15 protein-coding genes and 1 pseudogene are annotated in these 19,894 nt (G+C 65.4%); 7 read left to right on the forward strand and 9 right to left on the reverse strand.

All coding sequences use genetic code 11. The annotated features are described in order from the left end of the window. Nucleotides 1-55: 55 nt before the first annotated feature. Nucleotides 56-1,339 carry a phosphoribosylamine--glycine ligase gene (gene purD, locus AC0L3K_RS26480; RefSeq protein WP_473367156.1) on the forward strand — a complete coding sequence of 428 codons (1,284 nt, stop codon included), beginning with the start codon at nucleotides 56-58 and terminating at the stop codon, nucleotides 1,337-1,339. A gap of 170 nt (nucleotides 1,340-1,509) precedes the next feature. Next, the gene (locus AC0L3K_RS26485; RefSeq protein ID WP_473367157.1) at nucleotides 1,510-2,415 is read left to right on the forward strand and encodes an alpha/beta fold hydrolase; all 906 of its coding nucleotides are present in this window, start codon (nucleotides 1,510-1,512) and stop codon (nucleotides 2,413-2,415) included. Here AC0L3K_RS26485 and AC0L3K_RS26490 read toward each other — a convergent pair. Beyond that, nucleotides 2,412-2,870, reverse strand: a complete 459-nt coding sequence (locus AC0L3K_RS26490; protein ID WP_007596901.1) for a nucleoside deaminase — start codon at nucleotides 2,868-2,870, stop codon at nucleotides 2,412-2,414. The two genes, AC0L3K_RS26485 and AC0L3K_RS26490, sit on opposite strands and share 4 nt — an antisense overlap. A 119-nt stretch (nucleotides 2,871-2,989) precedes the next feature. Here AC0L3K_RS26490 and AC0L3K_RS26495 point away from each other — a divergent pair, with 119 nt between their 5' ends. Together AC0L3K_RS26495 and rsmD are read left to right on the forward strand one after the other, a co-directional pair. After that, on the forward strand, nucleotides 2,990-5,101 hold the full coding sequence (locus AC0L3K_RS26495; RefSeq protein ID WP_473367158.1) for a pseudouridine synthase: 2,112 nt from the start codon (nucleotides 2,990-2,992) through the stop codon (nucleotides 5,099-5,101). A 2-nt stretch (nucleotides 5,102-5,103) separates the two neighbouring features. Beyond that, nucleotides 5,104-5,658 carry a 16S rRNA (guanine(966)-N(2))-methyltransferase RsmD gene (gene rsmD, locus AC0L3K_RS26500; RefSeq protein WP_219685627.1) on the forward strand — a complete coding sequence of 185 codons (555 nt, stop codon included), beginning with the start codon at nucleotides 5,104-5,106 and terminating at the stop codon, nucleotides 5,656-5,658. 7 nt (nucleotides 5,659-5,665) lie between these two features. Here rsmD and mutL read toward each other — a convergent pair whose 3' ends face one another. Beyond that, the gene (gene mutL, locus AC0L3K_RS26505) at nucleotides 5,666-7,477 is read right to left on the reverse strand and encodes a DNA mismatch repair endonuclease MutL (protein WP_473367159.1); all 1,812 of its coding nucleotides are present in this window, start codon (nucleotides 7,475-7,477) and stop codon (nucleotides 5,666-5,668) included. Nucleotides 7,478-7,856: 379 nt separating this feature from the next. Here mutL and AC0L3K_RS26510 point away from each other — a divergent pair, with 379 nt between their 5' ends. Beyond that, a complete protein-coding gene (locus tag AC0L3K_RS26510) occupies nucleotides 7,857-8,165 on the forward strand; it encodes a hypothetical protein (RefSeq protein WP_219685625.1) in 309 nt (102 codons plus the stop codon). Between the two features lie 62 nt (nucleotides 8,166-8,227). On the opposite strand, the gene arfB is transcribed toward AC0L3K_RS26510, so the two are convergent. From arfB to AC0L3K_RS26545, 7 genes and pseudogenes are all read right to left on the reverse strand, one after another. Next, nucleotides 8,228-8,644 carry an alternative ribosome rescue aminoacyl-tRNA hydrolase ArfB gene (gene arfB / locus AC0L3K_RS26515; RefSeq protein ID WP_007596892.1) on the reverse strand — a complete coding sequence of 139 codons (417 nt, stop codon included), beginning with the start codon at nucleotides 8,642-8,644 and terminating at the stop codon, nucleotides 8,228-8,230. A 113-nt stretch (nucleotides 8,645-8,757) separates the two neighbouring features. Beyond that, on the reverse strand, nucleotides 8,758-10,125 hold the full coding sequence (locus tag AC0L3K_RS26520; RefSeq protein WP_473367160.1) for a M16 family metallopeptidase: 1,368 nt from the start codon (nucleotides 10,123-10,125) through the stop codon (nucleotides 8,758-8,760). Beyond that, complete coding sequence (locus AC0L3K_RS26525) at nucleotides 10,122-11,516, reverse strand: M16 family metallopeptidase (RefSeq protein ID WP_473367161.1); 1,395 nt, start codon at nucleotides 11,514-11,516, stop codon at nucleotides 10,122-10,124. The genes AC0L3K_RS26520 and AC0L3K_RS26525 overlap by 4 nt, the downstream gene beginning before the upstream one ends. Nucleotides 11,517-11,715: 199 nt before the next feature. Beyond that, nucleotides 11,716-12,441 (reverse strand): hypothetical protein, encoded by a 726-nt coding sequence (locus tag AC0L3K_RS26530; protein WP_007596887.1) that lies wholly within the window; start codon nucleotides 12,439-12,441, stop codon nucleotides 11,716-11,718. Nucleotides 12,442-12,538: 97 nt separating this feature from the next. After that, nucleotides 12,539-13,033: a signal peptidase II gene (gene lspA / locus AC0L3K_RS26535; RefSeq protein WP_354168566.1), complete on the reverse strand. Its 495-nt coding sequence runs from the start codon at nucleotides 13,031-13,033 to the stop codon at nucleotides 12,539-12,541. A gap of 164 nt (nucleotides 13,034-13,197) precedes the next feature. Further along, nucleotides 13,198-16,206 carry an isoleucine--tRNA ligase gene (ileS, locus tag AC0L3K_RS26540; protein WP_473367162.1) on the reverse strand — a complete coding sequence of 1,003 codons (3,009 nt, stop codon included), beginning with the start codon at nucleotides 16,204-16,206 and terminating at the stop codon, nucleotides 13,198-13,200. 202 nt (nucleotides 16,207-16,408) lie between these two features. After that, nucleotides 16,409-16,870: pseudogene (locus tag AC0L3K_RS26545) on the reverse strand (riboflavin kinase); the annotation flags it as partial. Between the two features lie 292 nt (nucleotides 16,871-17,162). On the opposite strand from AC0L3K_RS26545, the gene AC0L3K_RS26550 reads away from it, so the two are divergent. Then, a complete protein-coding gene (locus AC0L3K_RS26550; protein ID WP_473367163.1) occupies nucleotides 17,163-18,428 on the forward strand; it encodes a cytochrome P450 in 1,266 nt (421 codons plus the stop codon). 180 nt (nucleotides 18,429-18,608) lie between these two features. Then, the gene (locus AC0L3K_RS26555; protein ID WP_473367164.1) at nucleotides 18,609-19,883 is read left to right on the forward strand and encodes a cytochrome P450; all 1,275 of its coding nucleotides are present in this window, start codon (nucleotides 18,609-18,611) and stop codon (nucleotides 19,881-19,883) included. Nucleotides 19,884-19,894 lie beyond the last annotated feature (11 nt).

The raw sequence follows: 19,894 nt of genomic DNA on the forward strand, positions 1-19,894 counted from the left end.
ACCCCGATTCGTGCGACCTCCGCCCCCAGCCAAACCCCTCATTTCTGAGCCTTCGATGCACATTCTCCTGCTCGGTTCCGGCGGCCGCGAACATGCTCTGGCGTGGAAGATCGCAGCCTCTCCCCTGGTGACCAAATTCTGGTGCGCGCCGGGCAATGCCGGGATCGCGCGCGAGGCGGAATGCGTGGCGCTCGATGTCGCCGACCATGGCGCCGTGATCGCCTTCTGCAAGGCGAATGCCGTCGAGCTCGTGGTGGTCGGCCCGGAGACGCCGCTGGCGGCCGGGATCGTCGATGACCTCACCGCCGCCGGCATCAAGGCGTTCGGGCCGAACAGGATCCCCGCCCAGCTCGAAAGCTCGAAGGGCTTCACCAAGGCGCTGTGCACTGAATTCGGCATTCCGACCGGCGCCTACAGGCGATTCACCAACGCCGCCGATGCGCGCGCCTACGTCCAGAGCCAGGGCGCGCCGATCGTGGTCAAGGCCGACGGCCTTGCCGCCGGCAAGGGCGTCGTCGTCGCCAAGTCGGTGCGCGAGGCCGAGGACGCCATCGCCATGATGTTCGAGGGCGGCTTCGGCGAGGCCGGCGCCGAGGTCGTGATCGAGGAGTTTCTGCCGGGCCGCGAGATCAGCTTCTTCGCGCTGTGCGACGGCGAGACCGCCATTCCGCTGGCGTCCGCGCAGGACCACAAGCGCGTGTTCGACCATGACGTCGGTCCGAACACCGGCGGCATGGGCGCCTATTCGCCGACGCCGCTGGTGACGCCGGCGATCCACGACGCGATCATGGCCAAGATCATCCTGCCGACGGTATCAGGCATGAAGCAGCGCGGCACGCCGTTCCGCGGCATCCTCTACGCCGGGATTATGCTGACGACGCAGGGGCCGAAACTGTTCGAGTTCAACGTGCGCTTCGGCGATCCCGAGTGCCAGGTGCTGATGCTCAGGATGATGTCGGACATCGTGCCGGCTTTCCTCGCCGCCTGCGACGGGCAGCTGAAGAACTTCGACCTGCGCTGGCATCCGGAGGCCGCGCTCACGGTGGTGATGGCGGCGAAGGGCTATCCCGGCGACTATCAGAAAGGCACGCCGATCGAGGGGCTCGACGACGCCGCCAAGGTCGAGACCGCCGAGATCTTCCACGCCGGCACGGTCGAGAAGGACGGCGCCATCCTCGCCAATGGCGGCCGCGTGCTCAATGTCTGCGCGCTCGGCAAGACCGTGACGGAGGCGCAAGGCCGCGCCTATCAGGCCGTCGACCGCATCAATTGGCCGGAAGGTTTTTGCCGCCGCGACATCGGCTGGCAGGCGGTGGACGCCGAGAAGGCCAAGAGCTGACAGGCTTTTTTCGCACGCGCGCGCAATGAGCGGCCGCGCCGTCGGCACTCCGAAATTGTGTAGGCCCTGTTGGACTTAGCTACTGTGCATGGGGTTGTTTTTCGACTTTTTTGTTTTGGGGCATTCTCAACACCGAGCAGATCCCACGCTGACAGATAAGGATGCAAAAGATGTCCGATCTCGCCGACCTCTATCCCGGCTTCGCCTCCGAATGGATCAACAGCTCCTTCGGCCGCATCTTCGCCCGCGTCGGCGGCAAGGGACCGCCGCTGTTGCTGCTGCACGGCTTCTCCGAGACCAACGTGATGTGGCACCGCGTCGCGCCGCAGCTTGCCGACCAGTTCACGCTGATCATCGCCGATCTGCCCGGCTATGGCTGGTCCGACATGCCCGAGAGCGACGCGCTGCACATCCCCTACAGCAAGCGCGCGATGGCCAAGGCCATGGTCGAGGCGATGGAGCGCCTCGGCCACGTGCACTTCGCGCTCGCCGGCCACGATCGCGGCGGCCGCGTCTCGTATCGGCTGGCGCTCGATCATCCCGGCCGGCTGTCGAAGCTCGCGGTGCTCGATATCCTGCCGACCTATAATTACTGGGAGCGGATGAACCGCGCCTACGCGCTGAAGATCTATCACTGGACTTTTCTGGCGCAGCCGGCCCCGTTGCCGGAGACGCTGGTCGCGAGCAACGGCGAGTTCTTCCTCCGCTTCAAGATGGCAAGCCAGACCAGGTCGAAGACGCTCGACGCCATCGACGAGCGCGCGCTCGAACACTACATCGCCCCATTCCGCGACCCCGCCCGCGTGCATGCGATGTGCGAGGATTATCGCGCCGGTGCCTATTTCGACTACGATCTCGACAAGGCCGATTTCGAGGCCGGCAAGAAGATCACGATTCCGATGCTGGCGCTGTGGGGCAACGCCGGCGTGGCGCAAGCCGCCGCCACCCCGCTCGACATCTGGAAGCAATGGGCGACCAACGTGGATGGCATGCCGGTGGATTCCGGACACTTCCTCACCGAGGAGAACCCGGATGTGACCGCGAAGGCGCTGCGCGAGTTCTTTGCCGCGCCTTAGCGCCGCTCGCGAAAGAAGTCCTTGAGCAGCCGCGCCGCCTCGCTTTCGCCGACCCCGGAATAGACATCCGGGACGTGATGGCAGGTCGGCGAGGTGAAGAACCGCACGCCTGATTCAACCGCGCCGCCCTTGGGGTCGGCGGCGCCGTAATACAGGCGCCTCACCCTTGCAAACGAGATCGCGCCCGCACACATGGTGCAGGGCTCCAGCGTCACGTAGAGGTCGCAGTCGACCAGGCGCTCGCTGCCGATCTTTTTGGCCGCCTCGCGCAGCGCAACGATCTCGGCATGCGCCGTGGGGTCGTAGTCGGTCAGCGTCCGGTTCGCCGCGGTGGCGATGACCTCGTAATTGCGGACCACGACGCATCCGATCGGAACTTCGCCCGCCTTTCCGGCGTTTTCGGCCGTTTTGAGCGCCAAATCCATGAAAGAGGGGGCTTTCAAGCCTCGTATCATCGCGAGAAACCTGCTAGTAGCTGCGCCTTCAGCAGAAGTGCTTACCGAATTTGCCTGAGCATGCGGCTCGAAACGAGCGCGCACAATGCTTTCTGGCCACCCCCTGAGTGAGATTATTCATGCCTCGCGACAGCGACAAAGACAACGATTCCCGCGGCCGTCGTGATCGCGGCCCGGCCAAGGGCGGCCGTTCCGGCAAGGCGCGGGGCCCCGAGAAGAAGTTCGCCAAGCGCGGCTTCGAGGGCAAGGGCGACAGCCGCCCGCCCCGCGGCGACCGTGACAGCCGACCGGTCCGCCGCCGCGAGGAGGGCGATGCCCCGCGCCGCGACTTCAGCGACCGTCCGAAGTTCAATCGGGAAGACCGGCCGCGCGGCGAAGATCGTGGTGAGCGCAGCTTCAAGCCGCGTGGCGATCGGCCCTTCAAGCCGCGTGAAGACCGTCCGTTTTCGGATCGTCCGTCGCGCGACGGCGAGAAGCGCCCCTTCAAGCCCCGTGGCGACCGCCCATTTTCTGATCGCCCCTCGCGCGATGGCGAGAAGCGGCCGTTCAAGCCGCGCGGTGATCGCCCGTCCTATGGCCGTGATGACCGTCCGCCGCGCAGGGATCGCGACGATTCCCGTCCGGCCGGCCGAACCGGTGACACGAAGTTTGGCGACAAGCGACCTTACGCGCCGCGTGGCGACCGTCCGGAACGCAAGTTCGATGGCGAGCGAAAGTTTTCGCGCGGCGCACCGGACCGCAATCGCAGCGAGCGCAGCGATTCGAAACCCTGGCAGAAGCGCGATGCGGCCCCACGCGGCGACCGGCCGCCGCGCAAGGACTTCAGCAAGGGTCCGCGCAAGGATTTTGGCGGCAGCGACCGCGGTCAGGACAAGCCTTGGCAGAAGCGCGACGATCGGCAAGGCGGCGGCGACGACCGTCCGCGCTTTTCGCGTTCGCGCGACGATCGTCCATCAGGTGACCGTCCATTCCGCGAGCGGCCTAAATTCGATCGCCCCCGCGATGATCGTCCCAGGTTCGATCGCGGCGGCGATCGCCCGAAATTCGATCGTCCGCGCGAGCGCTCCGAGGGCCGCTCCGACTGGCACGAGCATCCCCGCAGCGAAGCTCGCACCGGCGATCGTCCACGCCGCGAAAACGAGGACGAGAGCAGGATCTTCGAGAAGCGTCCGGCCTTCGGCGGTCGCGGCGCCTATCGCGAGCGCGATCGTGATTCCGAGCGGCGGCCGCGCCGCGAGGAAGAGGTCAAGCCGAAGAAAGCTGGCGAGCGTATCGCCAAGGTGCTGTCGCGTGCGGGCCTTGCCTCGCGCCGCGATGCCGAGGAGATGGTCACGCAGGGCCGCGTCAGCGTCAACGGTCGTGTCATCAACTCGCCGGCGCTCGACATCACCTCGAACGATGTCGTCACCGTGGATGGCAAGCCGTTGCCGGAGCGCGAGCGCACGCGGCTGTTCCTCTATCATAAGCCGCGCGGCCTGATGACGACCCATGACGATCCCGAGGGGCGTCCGACCGTATTCGACAATCTGCCCGAAGGCCTGCCGCGGCTGATCAGCGTCGGCCGGCTCGACTTCAACACCGAGGGCCTGCTGCTGCTCACCAATGATGGCGGGCTCGCGCGCACGCTCGAGCTGCCGGACACCGGCTGGCTGCGCCGCTACCGTGTCCGCGCCCATGGCGACGTCACGCAGGCGCAGCTCGACGAGCTGAAGAACGGCATCGAGATCGAGGGCGTCAAATACGGTCCGATCGACGCCACGCTGGAGCGTGACCAGGGCGCCAATGTCTGGCTGGTTTTCGCGATCCGCGAGGGCAAGAACCGCGAAGTGCGCAATGTCTGCGCCCATCTTGGACTCGAGGTGAACCGGCTGATCCGGGTCTCCTACGGCCCGTTCCAGCTCGGCGAGGTCCCCGAGGGCCAGGTCGAGGAGATCAAGTCCCGCGTGCTGCGCGACCAGCTCGGCGAAAAGATCATCGAGAAATCGGGTGCGCAGTTCGACGTGCCGCAGAAATCTGCCTCGCATGAGGGAGACGACGCGCCGCGCGAGAAGAAGCCCGCGAGCAAGCGCGGCGTAATCAACGACCGCAAGGGCCGCCGCGTCCTGGTGCAACGCACCGGCAGCGAGGAAGCGCGCGAGCGCAACGAGGCTGAGGCCAGCGGCTACGGCCCGCCGCGCCGTCCCAAGCGCGGCTATCACGGCAAGCGCGATCTGGCGCCGAAGGAGGACTGACGTTGCGCGTCGTCGGCGGTCGATTGAAGGGGCGCAATCTGGCCTCACCGTCCTCGCGCGACATCCGCCCCACGGCGGACCGCCTGCGCGAGTCCGTGTTCAACATCCTCGTGCACGCCTATGACGATCCGATTGCGGATGCGCGCGTGCTCGATCTCTTCGCCGGCACCGGCGCGCTGGGCATCGAGGCGTCGTCACGCGGCGCGAAATTCGTGCTGTTCGTCGACAACGGCGCGGAGGCGCGCGCCCTGCTGCGGAATAATGTCGAGACGCTGGGCTTGGGTGGCGTGACAAAAGTCTATCGTCGTGATGCGACCGATCTCGGGCCTGCGCATCCGGTCGAGCCGTTCTCGCTGGTGTTCCTCGATCCGCCCTATGGCAAGGGGTTTGCGGAGAAGGCGCTTGCGAGCCTGCGCGACGGCGGCTGGCTGACGCCGGGCGCGCTGCTCGTCGTGGAAGAGGCGAAGGCTGCGCAGTTCGTCACGCCGGAAGGCTTCGAGGAATTGGAGCGGCGCCCTTATGACGACACGGAATTCGTGCTTTTGAAGCGACCGTAATTTCGAATTACCTCCGTCCGAACAGCTTCTCCACGTCGCTCAACTTCAGCTCGACATAGGTCGGGCGGCCGTGATTGCACTGGCCGGAGTTCGGGGTGTTCTCCATCTCGCGGAGCAGGGCGTTCATCTCCTCCGGCCGCAGCCTGCGGCCGGCGCGCACCGAGCCGTGGCAGGCCATGGTGGCAGCGACGTGCATCAGGCGGCGCTCCAGAGGCAGCGCCTCGTCCCACTCGGCCATATGCTCGGAAAGATCGCGCAACAGCCCGCCCGCATTGGTCTTACCCAGCAGCGACGGCGTCTCGCGCACCGCGACCGCGCCGGGGCCGAAGGATTCGATCGCAAGACCAAACGACCCCAGCTCCTCGCTGCGCTCCAGCAGGCGCTCCACCGTGGCCTCGTCCATCTCGACGATCTCGGGGATCAGCAGGATCTGCCGCTGCACGCCGTTGGCTGCCAGCGAAGCCTTCAGCCGCTCGTAGACGATGCGTTCATGCGCAGCGTGCTGGTCGACGATGATGAGGCCATCGCGGGTCTGCGAGACGATATAGGTTTCGTGGATCTGCGTGCGCGCCGCGCCGAGCGGACGGTCGACCAGGTCGCCGGCGGGCTGCGTTTCGATCCGCACGTCCGCACTGGGCGCACCGACGTCGAACGCGGACTGTGCGCGCTCGGCGAAGGCGGGCACGGCGGAGCCATCGAATGACGGCATCGGCGCGACCGGGGCGGATGGCGACGCCCGCCAGTCCCAGCTTGCCGGGCGCGGCGTGAATGCGGGGCGGAACGACGACAGCGCGCTCTCGCCGCTGTTGGCGGCCGTACGCCGGCCCTCCCGTGCAAGCCCTTCCTTCAATCCGTGCACGATCAGCGCGCGGACGAGGCCGGCGTTGCGGAAGCGCACCTCGGTCTTGGCCGGATGCACGTTGGCGTCGACCTCGCGCGGATCGAGCGTGACGAACAGCGCCAGCACCGGATGACGATCGCGCGGCAGATAATCGGCATAGGCCCCGCGTACCGCCCCTAAGATCAGCTTGTCGCGCACCGGGCGGCCGTTGACGAAGAGATATTGCCCAAGCGCGTTGGCTTTGGTCAGCGCGGGCGCTGCGGCATAGCCGGCGACCACCACGCCCTCGCGCTCGGCATGGACCTCGATGGCATGGCTGCGGAACTCTGCCCCCAGGATGTCGCCGAGACGCGTGAGGCGACCGGCGACGCCGGGCAGTGCGGCAGCCCAGGTCACCGGGGCGCGCTCTTCGCCCGCGAGCGTGAAAGCGATTTCGGGCCGCGCCATCGCGAGGCGCCGCACCACCTCACGGATCGCTTCCGCCTCGGTCCGGTCGGTCTTCAAGAACTTCAGCCGCGCCGGCGTGGCGTAGAAGAGGTCATTGACCTCGACCCGCGTGCCGTGCGCGAGCGCGGCCGGCATGATCTCGGACTTCTCGCCGCCCTCGACATTGAGCGCCCAGGCATGCGGCTCGCTGGCATGCCGCGTGGTGATGGAGAGCCGCGCCACAGAGCCGATCGAGGGCAGCGCCTCGCCGCGGAATCCGAGCGTGCGGATCTGCAGCAGGTCCTCGTCGTCGAGCTTGGAGGTGGCGTGACGCTCGACCGCCAGTGAGAGGTCCCTGGCGGTCATGCCGCCGCCGTCGTCGGTGATGCCGATACGCCGGCGCCCGCCGCCATCGGTAAAGACGTCGATGCGGCTGGCGCCGGCATCGATGGCGTTCTCGACCAGTTCCTTGACCACGCTCGCGGGACGCTCGACCACCTCGCCGGCGGCGATGCGGTTGACGATCTGTTCTGGCAATTGGCGGACGGGCATGAGTTCGATTTCAGATTCGGGACGCTATTCTAGGCCGTGTTGCGTCAAAAGCATGTGGTGAGCAACAGGCGCGTGGCGCCCTGGGGAAAAGGGGGGCCTATCGCACTGAAGACATTGGACGATCGCGCCGGTCGCGGGGGCCGTCGTTGACGACCCCGCGAGCCCGAGCGTCGCGTTCGCGGTCCGCATACTTGTTCCGCACCGCCGCATATGAGGAGCACAATTCCGCGAAACCGCCGCGAAATCCCTCAACGATGACCACACGATCCGGATTGCATGGCGACTGCGCCGTTCGGCTCTCTGCGCGATGGGATGGTCCAGTCCAGGCGAACGGCGAAAACACCAACCGCTCATCGCGAATAAAATCCAGGAGAAATGGATGAAGGTAGTGAAGACCTCTGTAATCGCATGCGCTCTTTCCGCACTGCTGGTGGGACCGGTTCTCGCACAAGGCGCATCGTCGGACACCAAGTTGCGTGGCAGCGCGCAGGGCAAGACCATGCAGGGCGGTGCCTCGAGCGGCGATGAAGAGGATCTCGGCGCACAGCAGGGAGCCGCGGGTGAGAAGGTCGGCATGAAGTCGACCAAGGGTACGAAGGGCACGGTCGGCACCACCGGCAGCGCGACGCATAAGGGCACGGCTGACGATTCCGTGTCGGGCGGTGCTGCGACCGGCAAGCGCTACTGACGCAGCCAGCGAAACGGCAAACCTCCGGTCGCATTGCGGCCGGAGGTTTTTTCGTCAATCGGTCAATCCTCGAAATGCCCGCCGCGCTTCGACTTGATGTCGCTGCGGCGCTTCTTGCCCTCGAGCCGGCGCTGCTTGGACCCAAAGGTCGGCTTTGTCGCGCGCCGTGGCTTCGGCCGGATCATGGCTTCGCCGAGCATCTCCGTAAGGCGGTCGATGGCGTCCTGGCGGTTGCGCTCCTGGGTGCGGAAGCGTTGGGCCTGGATCACGATGACGCCGTCCTTGGTCATGCGCTGCCCTGCGAGCCGGGCCAGGCGCAACGCGGCATCCTCCGGCAGCGTCAGTTTGCGGGTGTCGAAGCGCAATTGCGCCGAGGTCGCGACCTTGTTGACGTTCTGCCCGCCGGGGCCGGAGGCGCGGACAAAGCCGATCTCGATGTCGTCCTCGTCGATGACGAGATCGCGGGATATCCGCAGCATGGTGGCACCATTCGTGATGCCCGGACATATCCCGGACGCCTAGGTTCGGCAATGGCGCCCGGAATGCAAATGGCCGGGCGAGCCCGGCCATTTCAGGAAGCGTATGGAAGACGTCAGTTCGACTTCGTCACCGGTGCGGCTGCCGGTTGCGCCGCCGCCTGCGGAGCGCGGCCGACGACGACGGTCAGGAGGCCCTGGCCCCAGAGGCGCTTTGCGGCCGCCTTGGCGTCATCCATGGTGACCGCATCGACGACGGCGTTGCGCTTCTCGATGTAGTCGATCGGCAGCTTGTCCTGCTGATATTGCAGCAGCGCCTGCGCGAGCTTCGAGGAGGTATCGAGCGCCAGCATCTGCGAGCCCTTGAGGTAGGACTTGGCCTCATCGAGCTCCTTCTGCGTCGGGCCTTCCTCGGCGATCCGACGCACTTCCTTGTCGATGGCGTCGATGGTGTCGCCTGCGCGGTCGGCGCGGGTGCCGGTATTGCCGATGAAGACCGCCGAATGCTCCATCCAGAGCAGCGATTCGAACACCGAATAGGCCAGCCCGCGCTTCTCGCGCACCTCGCGATAAAGCCGCGAGGACAACCCGCCGCCGCCGAGGATGTGGTTGACGACATAGGCCGCCATGAAGTTCGGATCGCTGCGCTTCACCCCGGGGCCGCCGAAGGTGATCACGGTCTGGGGAACGTCGAGCGTCACGAAGGCGCGTTGCGGCGGCTTGGCGGCCTCGACGTCGGGGACCGGCACGAGATTGGCCTTGGCGGGCAGGCTGCCAAACGTGTGGTCGAGCAGCTTGCCGAGCGTATCGGGATCAACGTCGCCAACCACCGCGATCTTCAGCGTGTCCTTGGCGAGCACGCGGCCGACATAGTCCTTCATGTCGGCGATCGTGATGGTCGGAACGCTGTCGAGGTTGCCGTTGGACTGCCGGCCGTAGGGATGTTCGCCGAAGGCGACTTCCAGGAATTTGCGGCTCGCCAGCGAGGTCGGGTTGGTGGTCTCGCGGCGCAGGCCCGAGATTACCTGCGAGCGAATGCGTTCGACATCGGCGGTTTCGAAATGCGGCGAGGTCAGCGCGCTCCGCAGCAGGTCGAAGGCCTCGTCCTTGTTGTCGCGCAGCATGCGCAGGCTGCCGCGGAACGTGTCGCGGGTGGCGGAGAAGGAGAGCTCGATGGCGCGGCGATCGAGCCGCTCATGGAAGGTCTTGGAATCGAGATCGCCGGAGCCTTCGTCGAGGAGATCGCCGACCAGATTGGCGACGCCCGACTTGTCCTTGGGATCCTGGGCCGAGCCGCCGGCAAAGGAATATTCCATGGCGATCAGCGGTACGGTCGCATCCTGCACGAACCAGGCCTCGATGCCGCCCGGCGACGTCAAGTGCTGGATCTTTGCAGCCGCCTGCGACGGCGAGACGGTAGCGAGCGCGAGTGCCGCGCCGGTGGCAAAGGAGAACGCAATGCGTCGAAGGAAGGGATAGGTCACGAACGCTTCTCCTCGCGTTTGGTGGTCGCGGTGTCCTTGATCAGATAGCCTGTCACTGAGCGCTTCTTCTCGAGCCATTTCTGCGCGACGGTGCGGACCTGCTCGGCGGTGACCGCGCGGATGCGATCTGGCCAGCTCCGGATGTCCTCGATCGACAGGCCCGTGGTCAGTGCGCCGCCATACCAGCGTGCCAGCACCGCCTGGTTGTCCTGGGCGTAGATCGCCTCGGCGATGAGCTGGGTCTTGACCCGCTCGAGATCCTCGGCACGGATCGGATTCTGCGCGATGTCGGCAATGACGCCGTCGACCACCTGCTCGATCTCGGCGAAGCTGACGCCGGATTTGGGCGAAGCCGAGATCGCGAACTGGGTCGGGTCGAGCGAGATGCTCGAATAACTGGCGCTGGCGGAGACCGCGAGCGGCTTGTCGACCACGAGCGCACGGTAGAGATAGGAATTGTTGCCGCTGCCCATTAGCTGCGCCAGCACGTCGAGGGCCGCGCTTTCGCCGGCCGCAGCCGTGGTCGCCGAGGGCACCAGGTAATAGCGCCGCAAGCCGGGTTGCTCGACGCGCGGATCCGCCAGGGTCACGGTGCGCGGCGCCGCGGGCGCCGGCTCCTGCGGGCGGACACGGCGGGCCGGGATCGCGGGTTGGGCCGGGATGGACCCGAAATTGCGCTCCACCAGCGGGCGGATGTCGGCGGCCTCGACGTCGCCGGCGATCACCAGGATCGCGTTGTTCGGCGCATAGAAGCGGCGGTAGAAGGCGAGCGCATCCTCGCGATCGAGCTTCTCGATCTCCTGGTGCCAGCCGATCACCGGCCGGCCGTAGGGATGGTTGAGATAGAGCGCGGCCATGATCTGCTCGTTCAGCCGCGCGTCCGGATTGTTGGCGACGCGCATGTTGTATTCTTCGAGCACCACGTCGCGCTCGGGCAGCACGTTCTCGTCCTTGAGGATCAGGCCGGTCATGCGGTCGGCCTCGAACTCCATCATGGTCGGCAGCTGCTCTTTCGGCACGCGCTGGTAGTAGTTCGTGTAGTCGACCGAGGTCGAGGCGTTCTCGTTGCCCCCGACGCGGAGCACGGTCTGGGAGAATTCGCCGACCGGATGCTTCGATGTGCCCTTGAACATCAGGTGCTCGAGGAAGTGCGCGAGCCCGGACTTGCCCGGCGTCTCGTCCGCCGAGCCGACCTTGTACCAGATCATTTCCGTGACGACGGGCGTGCGGTGGTCGGGAATCACCACGACCTGCATGCCGTTTCCAAGCGTGAAGCTGGCGGGCGGAGCCGATGTCACCGTGGTCTGCGCAAGAGATGCGCCGGCCGTGAGGACACTCGTCGAAAGCAGCGCGGCAAGGAGGCGGGCAGCCGATCGGTAAGAGGACATCATGATCCTTATGAAAGGCCGAGCCCGGATGTCCGGCTCGGAGGCACGGCATGGTACACCGTGCGGCAAACGCTTCGCGTCACGAAGCAGAGAACTCAACTCGGGCGCAAGTTACTGATAAGCAATTAAAGACCGCGTCCGGCGCGCACGAGCCGTCGGCGCGGGACCGCGTCTGTCGGGATATCGCAAAGTGACAGGAGCGTTATTGTTCCTTGTCCTTCCCGGACATGATGTCGAAATAGGTCCGCCTCGTCTTGTCCTCTCCGGCGCCATAGGCGTAGCTCGGCGACGGCGTCTGGTAGCCCGGCGGTGGCTCGACCAGCGACTGGCGCGGCGGCTCGGTCGTGAATTGCTTCGCCTCGCCCTTGTTGTTCGACATCATGCCCCACAGACCGCCGGTGAAACCGAGTTGGGCGGGGCTGAGCGACGGGTTGCCGTTGGTGCCCGGCTGGATGGGGTCGTTGCTCGTGCGCTCGGGTGCGGCTGTCCTGCCGACCTCCATCTCGGCGGGCGACAACGTCCGGCCTGCCTGCCAGTTCTCTGTGGCCTTGACGGCCTTTTTCCGCTGGGCGATGGCCTCCTTGCGGCGCTTTTCGTCCGGGTCCTTCGGCCAGTTCGGCGCATTCTTGGCTTCGGTACCGGCGGGCGGCGGCAGGTCGAGCTTGGGCGGTACCACCAGCGGCGACCGCTCGCGGTACTCAATACCCTTCTTCTCCATGCTCTTGGCGCCGATGCCCGACATCAGATTGTCGATGAGCTTCTCTTCGAAGGTCATATCGTCATCGTCCTCGCCGTCGTCACCGGCGCGGGCGGCGCCAGCCGACATGACGAGACCGATGCCGAGTGCGACAGCGGACAATTTCAATGCCCGCCAGAACCCTTGCCCGGGATCTCCAACCATCGAACTGCTGGTCTTCGAGCTGCGCATCACTGTACCTGTTCCAAATTGTGGCAGTTTGCCGCTCTCGCGCGGCATAATCCCTCGCAAAAACAAGGGTCCGCCTGCCGGTCCGTATCGGCCGGGATCAGGGCGCTTTTGCGGCGGGTACCCCCAGGAAGGAATCATACAATAGCGCCGCCACGCCAGCAACGATGGCCACGTCCGCGAGGTTGAACACGTACCAGTTATAGGTATTTCCGCCGATCTCGACGTGGAACAGGGCGAAATCGACCACCGCGCCATAGGCGAGGCGATCGATCCCATTGCCGATGGCGCCGCCGATGATCAGGCCGAGCGCGATGGTTGCCAGCAGGGTGTGCGAGCGGGCCATCCAGATCGCCAGCGCAACCACGGCGAGGACCTTCACGGCCATCAGCGCCAGTTGCGCAGCCTGGCCGTCGTTCTGGAGCCAGCCGAAGCTGATGCCGATGTTCCAGGCCAGCACCAGGTCGAAGAACGGCGTCACCTCGACCGCGCCGCGACGGGCAAGGTCGAACACATTCAGCAGCCAGAGCTTTGAAGCCTGGTCGGCCACCAGCGTGAGCAGGGCCGCGAGGATGCCGGCGCGGAGCGGGGTCATGCAGGCGAGATCTCTATCTCCACTACAAACACCGCCGTCGTCCCGGCGAAGGCCGGGACCCATACTCCGAGGCGGAAGTTGTTTGAGGGACTCGTGGTCATCAGCCTTCGCTGCAATCGGCGGTCGTGGTTATGGGTCCCGGCCTCCGCCGGGACGACACGAAGTTAGACACTCACCCCCAGCGCCTTCCATTCGCGCAGCGCCTTGGCGTCGCGCGGGGTGACGTCGGGGTATTCGGGGTCTTCACCCACCGTCGGCGAAATCTTCCAGGAACGGGCGCATTTGGTGCCGACCGCCTTCTCCACCACGACAGCGATGCCGGGAACGGCATCGAGACGGAATGCGGAAGGCGGCGCCTCGTCCTCGCGCACCTCGTAGTTCGAGGTGATGCAGATCTCGGCGAGGTCGGTGTCGAACAGCGTCGCAAGCATGTCGCGGTCGGCGACATAGATCACCGGCGAGGCCTCCAGCGACGAGCCGATGTTCTTGGCGGCGCGTTCGAGCTCCAGCGCACCGGTGACGACGCGGCGGACGTTGCGGATCGCTTCCCACTTCGCGGCGAGCTTGTCGTCGCGCAGGCTTTCGAGGTCGTCGGGAAACTGCGTCAGGTGCACCGAGGGCTCGGCGCCGGGCCTGTACATGCGCCAGGCTTCCTCCGCGGTGAAGCTGAGGATCGGCGCCAGCCATTTCAGGATCGAGCTGCACAACAGATCGATCGTGGTCAGCGCCGCCTTGCGCGTCGGCGAGGAGGGCGGATCGCAATACAGCGTGTCCTTGCGGATGTCGAAATAGAACGCGGAGAGCTCACTGTTCAGGAATGCGGACAAGGTTGCGACCACCGTCTTGTAGTCGAACTCCTGATAGGCCTTGCGGACGACGGCAGCACGGACCGCGAGCTCGTGCAGCATCAGCCGTTCGAGCTCAGGCATGTCGGCGGGTGCGACTGCGTCGGCGGGCTTGTAGTGATCCAGCGTTCCCAGCATCCAGCGCACGGTGTTGCGCAGCTTGCGATAGGTCTCGATGGTGTTCTTCAGGATCTCCGGGCCGATGCGCTGGTCGTCGGCATAGTCAGTGGCGCAGACCCACAGGCGCAGGATATCCGCGCCCGAATCCTTGATCACCTTCTGTGGCTCGACGGTGTTGCCGATCGACTTCGACATCTTGCGGCCGTTCTCGTCGAGCGTGAAGCCGTGGGTGAGCACGATGTCATAGGGCGCGCGGCCGCGCGTGCCGGCGCTCTCCAGCAGCGAGGAATGAAACCAGCCCCGATGCTGGTCGCTGCCTTCCAGATACATCACGGTGTCGTCGCCGCCATCGACCTTGCGGACGATGTTGCCGAGCTGCGGGAAGTTCTGGCGATCCTCGAGCACGAATGCATGCGTCGAGCCGGAATCGAACCAGACGTCGCAGATGTCGTCGATCTTCTTCCAGTCTTCGCTCGCGCGCGATCCAAGGAAGCGCTCGCGGGCGCCTTCCATGTACCAGGCGTCGGCGCCTTCCTCCATGAAGGCCTCGGCGATGCGCTGGTTGACGATCTCGTCCTGCAGGATCTCGGCCGAGCCGTCGCTCTTCTCGCGCACGAACACGGCGATCGGAACGCCCCAGGCGCGCTGGCGCGAGATCACCCAGTCGGGGCGGTTGGCGATCATGCCGTTGATGCGGTTCTCACCCGACGGCGGCACCCATTGCGTGACCGAGATCGCATGCAGCGCGCGGGCCCGCAGTGTATCGCCCTTCTTGGCATGGCCATCTTCGCTGATGTCCTTGTCCATCGCGATGAACCATTGCGGCGTGTTGCGGAAAATGACCGGCTTCTTCGAGCGCCAGGAATGCGGATATTGGTGCTTGAGGCGGCCGCGCGCGAGCAGCTTGCCGGCCTCGATCAACGCCTTGATCACGGCCTCATTGGCATCGCCCTTCTCGCCCTTGTCGTTGAGCACGCGCTTGCCGGTGAAGCCGGGGGCCTGCGCGGTATAGGCGCCGTTCTCGTCGACAGTGTAGGGGATCGCGGTCGAGATGCCGCGCTCATCGAGCTCGCGGGTATTGGCCATCCAGACGTCGAAGTCCTCGCGGCCGTGGCTCGGCGCGGTGTGCACGAAGCCTGTGCCGGTATCGTCGGTGACATGCTCGCCGGCGAGCAGCGGCACGATAAACGCGTAACCGCCATCGAGGCCGCGCAAGGGATGGGCGCACTCCACGGCGTCCAGCGTATCGCCGGGAATGTCGCGCAGCTTCTCATAGGCCGTGACGCGCGCCTGCTTGAACACCTCTGCCGCAAGCGCGTCGGCCAGGATCAGGAGATCGCCGGTCTTCGCCCAATTGTCCGCGGCAGCATCCGTCACCTTGTAGAGGCCGTAGGCGATCTTCGGTGAGAACGAGATCGCGCGGTTGCCGGGCAGTGTCCAGGGCGTGGTGGTCCAGATCACGACCGAAGCATTGGCGAGCACACCATGTGCCGGGGACGTGACGGGAAACTTCACCCACACCATGTCGGAGGTGTAGTCCTCGTACTCGACCTCGGCCTCGGCGAGCGCGGTCTTCTCGACCACGCTCCACATCACCGGCTTGGAGCCGCGATACAGCGTACCGTTGGCGGCGAACTTCATCAGCTCGCGGGCGATCTGCGCTTCGGCGGGATAGCTCATCGTCTGATAGGGATGATCCCAGTCGCCGATGATGCCGAGCCGCTTGAATTCCTCGCGCTGCACGTTGATCCAATGCGTCGCATAGGCGCGGCATTCCTTGCGGAACGCCACCATCGCGGCGGAGTCGCGGAAATCGGGCTTCTGCTTGCCCTTGGAACGGTAGTTCTCTTCCTCGATCTTCCATTCGATCGGCAGGCCGTGGCAGTCCCAGCCAGGCACATAGTTGGAGTCGAAGCCGAGCATCTGCTGGCTCTTGGTCACGACGTCCTTGAGGATCTTGTTCAGCGCGTGCCCGATATGGATGTTGCCGTTGGCGTAGGGCGGGCCGTCATGCAGCACGAATTTGGCGCGGCCCTGGGCTTGCTGGCGCAGTCTGTCGTAGAGGCCGATGTCGTTCCAGTATTTCAGCAGCTCCGGCTCGCGCTGCGGCAGGCCGGCGCGCATCGGGAATTCGGTCTGCGGCAGGAACAGGGTTTTCGAATAGTCTTTGGCTTCGGATTTTTGGGACTTTTGTGGCTTGTCGGACATGAGGCTGACTGGCTCGGAAGGGCGCGGGAACGGATGGCGATGCGGAATCGCGGGTGAAACGACAACATCCCGGTCTTGCGCCGAGCCGAAGGCTCAGGCGGAAGCCGGGCCGCTAATCCCTATGATGCGCCGCGCAAACATGGGCTCTCCATAGCAGGGGGCTAAGGGAAGCGCAAAAGGTTCGGCGGGCCGGTTTCCGGCCTCAATCGATGATGCCAAGCCTCGGAAACGCGTCCGGGGCGGCGGCGAGCATGGCCCTGGCGCGGGCGGAATCGTCGTCCATCTGGCGGATCAGGGCTTCCAGGCTGTCAAATTTCAGCTCCTCGCGGATGAAGCCGATAAAGGCGCAGTCGAGCGTCTGTCCGTAAAGATCGCCCTTGAAGTCGAACAGGAAGATTTCCAGCAGTGGCGCACCATTATCAAACGTCGGGCGGCGGCCGAAGCTTGCCACCCCGTCCAGCCGCTCCGCGCCGCGGCCGACCCGCACCGCATAGATGCCGTGCTTGAGGCCGCAATTGGCATCGAGGCGGATGTTGGCGGTGGGATAACCGAGGTCGCGGCCGCGCTTCTCGCCGTGGATGACCTCGCCGGTGATGAACCAGGGCGCGCCGAGCATGGCCGTGGCCTCGTCGATCTGGCCTTCTGCGAGCGCGCTCCGGCGCGCGCGGGGCGCGACCCGCCGCGCGGCGATGTGGTCCTGCGGCGGCCCGGCGCCCGCGCGGGCCCGGCGGCGCGCGGCCTGCGGGGGCGGCCGCCCGGCGGCCCGCCCCCCCCCCCGCGCCCCCGCGGCCGGGCCCGCCCCACCCCCGCAGTGCCCTCCCCCCCCCCCGCGCTACTTCACACCCATGTGGCAAAACTCGCCCTTGCTCCGGCGCAGACAACCGGCTGTAATTGCAAATCAAATACCGCAGCGCAGAATTCAACGAGAACGCGCGGTTATGTCAGGGAGAGCGGTCATGCATGGGACCATCGAAAGCGCGGCGAAGCTCGACGCGTTGCGCGCACGCGCAACGTCACTGCCGCTGGAGCAGTTCGATCCGGGCGACCCCGAGCTGTTCAGGACCGATACGTTCTGGCCCTATTTCGATCGCCTGCGCCGCGAAGATCCCGTGCACTATTGCAAGGACTCGATGTTCGGGCCGTATTGGTCGGTGACGCGCTACAACGACATCATGGAGATCGAGACCAATCATTCGGTATTCTCCTCGGCCTCCTCGCTCGGCGGCATCACCATCCGCGACATCGATCCGGAACTGCGTCGCGAGAGCTTCATCTCGATGGACCCGCCGCGCCACGCGGCGCAGCGCAAGACCGTGGCGCCGATGTTCACGCCGACGCATCTGGACAATCTCGCGCTCAGCATCCGCAAGCGCTCGGCCGAGTGCCTGGACAATCTGCCGCGCGGCGAGGTGTTCGACTGGGTCGACCGCGTCTCGATCGAGCTCACCACGCAGATGCTCGCGGTGCTGTTCGACTTCCCCTGGGAGGACCGCCGCAAGCTGACGCGCTGGTCGGACATCGCGACCACCATTCCCGGACCCGACGGCCTTGTCACCACCGAAGACGAGCGTCAGGCCGAGCTCACCGAATGCGCTGGCTATTTCGCGCGGCTGTGGAAGGAGCGCATCGAGCAGCCGCCGAAGAGCGACCTGTTGTCGATGATGGCGCATGGCGCCGCGACGCGCGACATGGACGCGAAAAACTTCCTCGGCAATCTCATCCTTCTGATCGTCGGCGGCAACGACACCACCCGCAACACCATGTCCGGCTCGCTCGACGCGCTGAGCCAGCATCCCGAGCAATATCGCAAGCTGCGCGAAAACCCCGCGCTGCTCGACAGCTTCGTGCCGGAAGTGATCCGCTGGCAGACGCCGCTGGCTCATATGCGGCGCACCGCGCTTGCGGACTTCGAGTTCCGGGGCAAGCAGATCAAGAAAGGTGACAAGGTCGTGATGTGGTATGTCTCGGGCAACCGCGACGCCGACGCAATCGAAAAGCCCTACGAATTCATCATTGACCGCGCACGGCCGCGCACGCATCTCTCGTTCGGCTTCGGCATCCACCGCTGCGTCGGCTTGCGGCTTGCCGAACTCCAGCTCAAGATTATCTGGGAAGAGATCCTCAAGCGATTCGACCATATCGAGGTGGTCGGCGAACCCAAGCGGGTCTATTCGAGTTTCGTGAAGGGTCTCGAAACCTTGCCGGTGAAGATCGCGGCGTGAGATTACTCCCTCTCCCCGTTCTACGGAGAGAGGGTCGGGGTGAGGGGGCTCTATCCGCGAGAAAAGTAGCCGCCGACTCGCGGAGAGTCCCTCTCACCCGGAATCCGCGCGGTGCGCGAATTCCGGCCTCTCCCCGCAAGCGGGGAGAGGCGAAGAAAGAGAAACACTGGAGCTACGACCATGAACATCCAAGCGCCGGTTCAAGTGGACAAGGCCGAACGCATGCGCAGGGCCCGCGAGGAGGCCTATGCGACGCCGCTGGCGCAGTTCCACCCGGGCGCGCCCAGGCTGTTCCAGGATGACACCCTGTGGCCGTGGTTCGAGCGGCTGCGCAAGGAAGAGCCGGTGCATTACTGCACCAACGCGCCGATCGAGCCGTATTGGTCGGTGGTGAAGTACGACGACATCATGCATGTCGACACCAACCACGGCCTGTTCTCCTCTGACTCGACGCTCGGCGGCATCGGCATCCGCGACGTGCCGGAAGGTTATGACTGGCCGAGCTTCATCGCCATGGACCAGCCGCGTCATTCGTCGCAGCGCAAGACGGTGTCGCCGATGTTCACGCCGACTCATCTGGACGAACTGGCGAAACTGATCCGCCAGCGCTCGCAGACCGTGCTCGACAATCTGCCGCGCAACGAGACCTTCAATTTCGTCGAGCGCGTCTCGATCGAGCTGACGACGCAGATGCTGGCCACCCTGTTCGACTTCCCCTGGGAAGAACGGCGCAAGCTGACGCGCTGGTCAGATGTCGCGACCGCGCTACCCAAGAGCGGCATTGTTGCCTCGGCCGAAGAGCGCCGCCGTGAGATGGACGAATGCTACGCCTACATGTCCAAGCTCTGGAACGAGCGCGTCAACTCCGCGCCGCGCAACGATTTGCTGTCGCTGATGGCGCACAACGACGCCACGCGGTTCATGGATCCCGACAATCTCATGGGCAACATCATCCTGCTCATCGTCGGCGGCAACGACACCACGCGCAATACCATGACCGGCTCGGTGCTGGCATTGAACGAGAACCCGGAGCAGTACGACAGGCTGCGCGCCAACCCGGAACTGATCGATTCCATGGTGCCCGAAGTGATCCGCTGGCAGACTCCGCTCGCACATATGCGGCGCACCGCACTGCAGGACACTGAAGTTGGCGGCAGACACATCAAGAAGGGCGACCGCGTCGTGATGTGGTACGTCTCCGGCAACCGCGACGAGGAGATGTTCGAGAGGCCGAACGAATTCATCATCGACCGCCCGCGGCCGCGCACCCACCTCTCCTTCGGCTTCGGCATCCACCGCTGCGTCGGCATGCGCCTCGCCGAGCTCCAGCTCAAGATCGTCTGGGAAGAGATGCTGAAGCGTTTCGACCGCATCGAGGTGGTCGGCGAGCCCAAGCGGATCTATTCGAGCTTCATCAAGGGGTATGAGTCGTTGCCGGTGAGGATTCCGGCCTGAGCTCTATCCTC

The sequence above is a fragment of the Bradyrhizobium sp. MI1.10 genome, from assembly GCF_055811035.1.